The organism is Nafulsella turpanensis ZLM-10 (assembly GCF_000346615.1).
Lineage (GTDB): Bacteria > Bacteroidota > Bacteroidia > Cytophagales > Cyclobacteriaceae > Nafulsella > Nafulsella turpanensis.
This window is the reverse complement of sequence record NZ_ANNU01000041.1, coordinates 54,189-60,533: the sequence shown is the minus strand read 5'-3', so window position 1 is coordinate 60,533 and position 6,345 is coordinate 54,189. Positions and strand designations below refer to the sequence as shown.

Here is a 6,345-nt window from a genome sequence, read left to right as displayed (position 1 = left end):
ATTACCGACGAAGGAGGTTTTGTTCAACTTGTTTATATCAACAGTTAGCCCTTCAACTGCTGTTTTATTTGCTTTGTATTAGCCTCCAACATAGCACCTGGACTGCTAAAATCCAAGCGATCCAGCGGACTTTGGATGTTTTTTAGTTTTGTTTGGCTTACATGGGTGTAGATTTCAGTTGTTTTGCTGCTGTTATGGCCAAGCAGGGTCTGGATATACCGCAGGTCTGTTCCATCTTCTAGTAGATGAGTGGCAAAACTGTGCCTCAGGCAGTGCAGGGTATAGCGGAAAGGGTTTCCTGCCTTTTGGAGTGCCTGCCGCATTACCTGCCGAAGACTGGAAGAGGTATAGGGGCCACCATATTGTCCCTCAAAAAGGTATTTCTTCGGCTGATGCTTCTCCAGGTAGACCTGTAGTAGTGCAACTGCTCTGGGAGAAAGCAGCGTCACCCGGTCTTTACCACCTTTGCCGGCTCTAATGTGAATCTGCTGTCGCTCCAGCTCCACATCTCCTGCCTGTAAGCTGATAAGCTCTCCGCAACGGAGTCCGGCAGAGTAAATGAGCCCCAGCATTGCCCGGTGCTTTGCATTGCCGGCAGCACGAATTAGCCTGACGACCTCTTCTCTGCTCATCACCTTTGGTAGTTGCTTTTGCTTCTGGGGCCGAAGGACTTCCTCTAAAGGCATAGAAACCCTGGCTACATGTTTAAAATAGAACCGCAGAGCATTTACAGACTGGTTTACTGTAGCGGCCATTGCTTCACCACTGGCCATCCACTGGGCATGATAGCGGTTAATTCTTTCAGCAGTCATACTCTTGAGGCTGGCCTCATTGAGCTGGAGGTGCTGCATGAACCGCAGTAAAAGGCTATGGTAAGACCTGATGGTATTGCGGCTGTAGCCTTTGGCAAAGAGCACTTCCAGGTAAAGAGGAGGGCAGAGAGGCTGGGAAGAATCATTCCCGCGGAAAGCTTCCTGAATATCTTCCATTGAGCTTAGCTCCAGGCGTGCATCCAGCCGCACCATGGTGATGGCCTTTATTTCCTGTAGCAGCTTTGCAAAAGGAGTGATAGCAGTATCAGCTAACCAGCCTCTCTCAGGCTTAGAGTAAACCAGGTGGTTCACCTTTTTGAGCAGGCGATAAAGCGGCTGGTGGTAACGATGCCGCAAGACTACCTTGTCATCTCCTGCCGGATAAATGGTGATGGGAGGAAGTGTTTTCTGCTCCCGTTCTTCTTCCTGAGGGGCTTGTGGAGGAGGTGGAGCGGGCTTATGGAAGAACTCCTGGCTGTTTATCCATATTTCCCCCTTGCAAATGGCAAAGAGCTGTTTTAGCTGAGCAGGAGAATTGGGCAGCGTTACCATCGCATGCGCTCTAGACCAGCGGGCATAGGGCAGGTGCTCCTTTATACGAGCATGAATAAGGTCATCAGGGGTAAACTGTAGCCCTATCTTTTGCTCTCCTGCGATGTGCAGGTGGTGAAGAGTGATTTGCCGGTGGTGCTGTGCGTCCATAATCAAAAATACGTGGTACACACCGGCTGAAAAGAAGATTATTCGTATATTATGCGACTAACATTCTGATAGCATGAAGAAGTGTCCGGTTTGCCAGAAGGAGATAATAGGTCGTAAGGATAAAATCTATTGCTCACTAAGCTGTAAGTCCGCCCAGCAGTATGAGCAGCGACAGGAACATGAAGCTCACTTCTACAAAGTAGACCGGCAATTGAAAAAGAACCGCGCCATTCTGAAGCGCTACAACAAAGTAGGAAAGACAACCTTAAGAAAAGAAGTATTGCTGGCAGAGGGCTTCGACCCTTCCTTCTTTACCAACTACTGGAAGAACAGCAAAGGGCAGGTCTACCTGTTCTGTTATGAGTACGGCTTCCTGTCCCTGAAAGAAGGAGAGAAGGAAAAGTATCTCCTGGTCACTTGGCAGCCTTACATGAACAGGTAGTTGGCAATTTTTTCTGAAAATTGAAATGCCATTTTATGAGACATTCTATTTCAAAAAATAATTTCTATCTCAACACTAACGACAAAAAACTGTACACAATACTGTACACCAAAACTTAAAAACCCGCTTAACCATCGAATTAAGCGGGTTTTAGTGATCCCATCAGGACTATTTTTATTGGAGCCTACCGGAGGCTAATGGAGCCTTAAAAATGCTTAAATACAGTTTTTAAGGGGATTTGAATTTTTGACCTTTCCTTTTAAGCGCAAAAATGAGGTATTTTTGAGCACATTTTTCGAGCACATTTTTTTTGGTGCTTTTTTAAGTAGTACTATATTTGAGGCTTAGGACTACAATGTGCTCAATAACTAATCTAATATTAATATTATGGCTGTTCCAAAACTAACTTTAAAATCAGGTTACAAAAATAATGATGGTGAACAAAGGGTGATCCTCACCTACCGGGCTAAGGGTGAGAAAGACTTTCTCAGAAAGACCACTGGTGTTTTTTGCAGGAAGGGGTATCTGAATAATAATGTTATTTCAGATCCGGGCCTACACCCCAACATCCGGAAGGAAAGACAGGAGGTTTTGGACCTTATGTTGAACCGCTTTAAAAAGTTGCTGAAGGATTTTGAGGAAGAAGGGAAAAAGGATCCGGCTTGGCGTGTGGTGGATGCAAAGTTTGAGGAAATATATAATCCTAAACCTGAACCGGTACCAGTGGTGGTAAAGGAGAAAAAACAGCTGAATCCTTTACAATCCTTTCAGGCTTTTATTGATGCCACTGCTGATGGCTCCAGAAGGGGCCAGAACAGTAAGAAAATAGGTGATAGAACAGTTGTGAATTACAAGGTAACACAGAAGAACTTGTTAGAATTTCAGAAGCTTACAGGCTTTAATTTAAACAGCTGGGATAATATAACAGATGAATTTTACTTCAGATTTACAGATTATTGCTTCGATGACCTGAATCACTATGATAATACAGTGGGAAAAACAGTCAGACAGATCAGGGCTTGGCTTGGTTGGTGTAAGGAGAAAGGTATAATATCAGCAGTACCATACAACAGGAAATGGAAGGTCTGGGAGGAAAAGGAAGTTGACAGCCTTGTTTTGTGGCCGGATGAACTAAAGGTGATAGGAAGGCTTCCTGAAGAGAAATTTAATGTAATTAAAAACGGTATAAGAACCCGTGATCTGTTCCTGCTGGGGTGTCTTACGTGTGTGAGGGTATCAGACCTTTTTAAATTAAAGGAAGGGGCCGGTTATGTAGAAAAAAGGGGTACCACTTACTACTTCGGTTATGATCAGGATAAAACAGATGGGAATGCAGGGGTTGAAATTGCACCTATAGGATCGGCTATTATTGAAAAATATAATAACACTGAAGAAGGCTTCCCGATCATACACGATGTTACCTTTAATAAAGATTTAAAGGAGTTTGGCCGGTTTATGAAACGGTATTTCATTAAGAATAAGGCAGAGTTAGAAAAGGAAGGCTTGGTTCTCCAAAACTGGGAAAAACCCTTCAGCAAGCGGAGGAGGAAAAGAGGCGAAGTTGTCACAATTGAAGAAGTAGATCGGGACAAGTTCACCAGTCATTTGATGCGCAGAACTGGTATAACTTCACTTGCTATCGCTGGACTTACTAAAGATGAAATTAAAAAAGTATCAGGTCACAGCACTGATAGTGAACTTGATAAATATATTAAAGTAGCTGATAGATTCAGAAACAAGAATATTTCAAACGCTTGGGCTTCCATTTTAGGTTAAAAGATGAATAGTATAGAACAAAGGATTGCGGAGATTTACCCACATTATAAACTGGCTGATAATGTGACAATCCTGTATGGTAATAGTAAGCCAAGTGAAGAACAACTGGTCCGGATTATTGCCCGGACCTTTTTAGAAATCGGTTCCTTTGATGTGTTTAATAAAATTGGACCAGTGAAGGTTGATTATGATATGCTGATTGACAGGGTTGAACGCTATATTGATTATGTAGTGCTTTGTGAAGCAGTGGAGTACAATTTAGCTGATCCTATCAACCTTTATTCTGTGCAAGCGTTGCTGATAAGGATCAGTCAGTTATTTCAGGAATTAGACGGTTACAGCCGTTTTATTAAGCAGGATGGGTACAAGGGTTATGTGAGGGAAGAAAGGCTTTCAGAGGGTGGCGTAAGAGATTATAACAACCTTTCAGCTGTGCTTATTGATAGCCTTATCAAAGGAATCCAGATCCTGAAGGGGTATGAAGTTAATACTTATTATCAACCAGCCTTTCATATTCCTGAAAAAGGTTGTATTGGTGTAGCTGACCGATTCTTAAAAGTGCTGAAAGATGCTCAGAAGAAGAAGGAAGAAGCGGTCATTAAATCTGAAGTTTATATTGGCTTCGACCAGATAAGGAATGAGCTGAACATTAAAAAGAATGAAACATTTAAACAGTATTTTGATCAGCTGGGGATCCAGATCTATGGTAGTAAAAACAAACCTACTATCACTGAATCTGATTATTTAAAACTGCACGAATTTTGGAAGAACAAGAATAAATAAACTACTATTTAAAAGGTAAAGTAAAGAAAGGGAAGATAGTGGTATACAATCTATGCAATAGAAATAAAAGGAAGTAGTTTAATGTAAATTGTTTTGAGATGAAAAAAATAGATTCTAAATCCTGTTTAAATTTCTTGGACTTATTTCCTGATAGCTGGATTCGGTTAAATAAATATTTTTGCCACTAGAAGCTCTTCGACTGGATGGGATGGGTATTTCCATTTGTGAGGTTACCATTTTTTGTGTCAATCGAACATTTACTGGAATTCAAAGTTTTAGCATTATAAAAGTTAATTACGAGTTTTTAAGAGGATTAATTACTGCGGTAACGAAAGAAAATAATTTCAGTAATCCCGTTCCTGTAATCTTAACTTTCAGTTGGAAGACCTAGTTAATTTATATTTTTATGGAGGAGGAATTAATCTGGTACGGCAAGTCTTCACAGTGGGTCAATTTCGGAATATTCTGTGGGGCAGTTCTATTGATGCCATTATTTGGATTAGGGTTAGTTCTGGCCTTATGGGGGTATCTAGATACCTTCAATCATACTTATGATGTTACAAACCAAAGGATAATTGAAAAAAGAGGTATATTATCCAGAACTACCGATGAATTGGAGCTTTATCGGGTTAAAGATATAAAGCTGGAGCAACCTTTTCTTTTTCGTTTTTTAGGTCTTTCTAATATCATACTGGTAACTACAGACCGTACCCATAGAGTTGTGGCAATAAAAGGAATTCCCAATGGTGGGAAGCTGCGAGAAAAGCTTAGGATTGCAATTGAGGCTCGAAGAGATAAAAAGAGGGTGCGGGAAATAGATATCGAGTAGCTTTTGTGTGTATAGGAGGAAAATTGAATCTTCTTCAGTAAGTTTTCATACCTCATAATTAGAAGTCTATACATTTTTTCTGCAATTGATTATCTCTTCCAGAAGTCGTGAATATTTCTCTTGGTTGTTACCGTAATATTTCACCCTCAAATTATAACCTTTCCGTTTTTAAAAACATTGTCCATCCAATTGATCTGTGGATATGGCTCCTACAATCATTTCCTAGTTATGTTAAGGGAAGGATGTTTTTCTCAATTTCTATTAAGAAGTTGTTACAAAACTTATAGGGTGAACGTATACTACCGTACAAATGAGGGGCCGGCCCACATTTTTAAATAATTATTAATTTTAAATAATTTTAAAAATGACCAAGATTAACTCCTCCGAGCAAAGAATAGGATTAAAGGTGATGCATGTTTTTGTCTACAATCCTTCCCCAGAGATGAATGATTTCAAAAAAGAATTGACTTTGGTTCAAAAAAGAACAGATGTAGAATCACTCATACACAAATACTTCAGGGAAGGCAGTGAGGGATACAAACTTTACAGTTGCAGGATTTCTACCGAGGAAGCAGAGGAATTGAATCAGCAAATCCAATATCAACCTCATCATGTGTTTGATAAGCTGTTAGAAAAAGTATCTGTGACAGTAATCTTTCCAAAGGATAATCTCATTTAAAGTATGGTTTTTTTAATGAGGATAGAGAACCTCTGAGGTTTCAGAGGTTTTTTTTATCCGTGACCCAATGGCCTTTCTAGGTTTTTCATTTACCCGGATATTGTATTAACCGGTACCTGATGATGGTTCTGCTCAATGACATATATAAACGATAATTTTGGTGGGTGTAGTAGGTAGTAGTGGTAGGACTTATTGTAGATTCGCAAGGTGGAAACCTCAATTGCAACTGCTGAAGGAAGTTACTGCAGATACGTTCTAAAAAGTAGGAACAATAGGGAGTAATTTGCTCTGTTCATAAACAGATACTTTAGCTTACACTAAA

General features: G+C 40.4%; 6 protein-coding genes. 5 read left to right on the top strand and 1 reads right to left on the bottom strand.

Annotated features, from left to right (window positions below; translation table 11 throughout):
* Nucleotides 1-44 precede the first annotated feature (44 nt).
* A complete protein-coding gene (locus tag F752_RS0116040) occupies nt 45-1,514 on the bottom strand; it encodes a tyrosine-type recombinase/integrase (RefSeq protein WP_017732765.1) in 1,470 nt (489 codons plus the stop codon).
* Nucleotides 1,515-1,587: 73 nt separating this feature from the next.
* Here F752_RS0116040 and F752_RS0116035 point away from each other — a divergent pair, with 73 nt between their 5' ends.
* The 5 genes from F752_RS0116035 to F752_RS0116010 all read left to right on the top strand — a co-directional run bounded on the left by F752_RS0116035 (nt 1,588) and on the right by F752_RS0116010 (nt 6,023).
* Nucleotides 1,588-1,956 (top strand): hypothetical protein, encoded by a 369-nt coding sequence (locus F752_RS0116035; RefSeq protein WP_026135787.1) that lies wholly within the window; start codon nt 1,588-1,590, stop codon nt 1,954-1,956.
* Between the two features lie 387 nt (nt 1,957-2,343).
* Nucleotides 2,344-3,732, top strand: coding sequence for a phage integrase SAM-like domain-containing protein (locus F752_RS0116025; RefSeq protein WP_017732762.1), 1,389 nt, complete (start codon nt 2,344-2,346; stop codon nt 3,730-3,732).
* Nucleotides 3,733-3,735: 3 nt separating this feature from the next.
* Nucleotides 3,736-4,515 carry a hypothetical protein gene (locus F752_RS0116020; protein ID WP_017732761.1) on the top strand — a complete coding sequence of 260 codons (780 nt, stop codon included), beginning with the start codon at nt 3,736-3,738 and terminating at the stop codon, nt 4,513-4,515.
* A 406-nt stretch (nt 4,516-4,921) separates the two neighbouring features.
* Nucleotides 4,922-5,344 (top strand): PH domain-containing protein, encoded by a 423-nt coding sequence (locus F752_RS0116015; RefSeq protein ID WP_017732760.1) that lies wholly within the window; start codon nt 4,922-4,924, stop codon nt 5,342-5,344.
* Nucleotides 5,345-5,708: 364 nt separating this feature from the next.
* Entirely contained in the window at nt 5,709-6,023 is a 315-nt protein-coding gene (locus F752_RS0116010) for a hypothetical protein (protein WP_017732759.1), read from the top strand.
* The last annotated feature ends 322 nt before the right edge of the window (nt 6,024-6,345 follow it).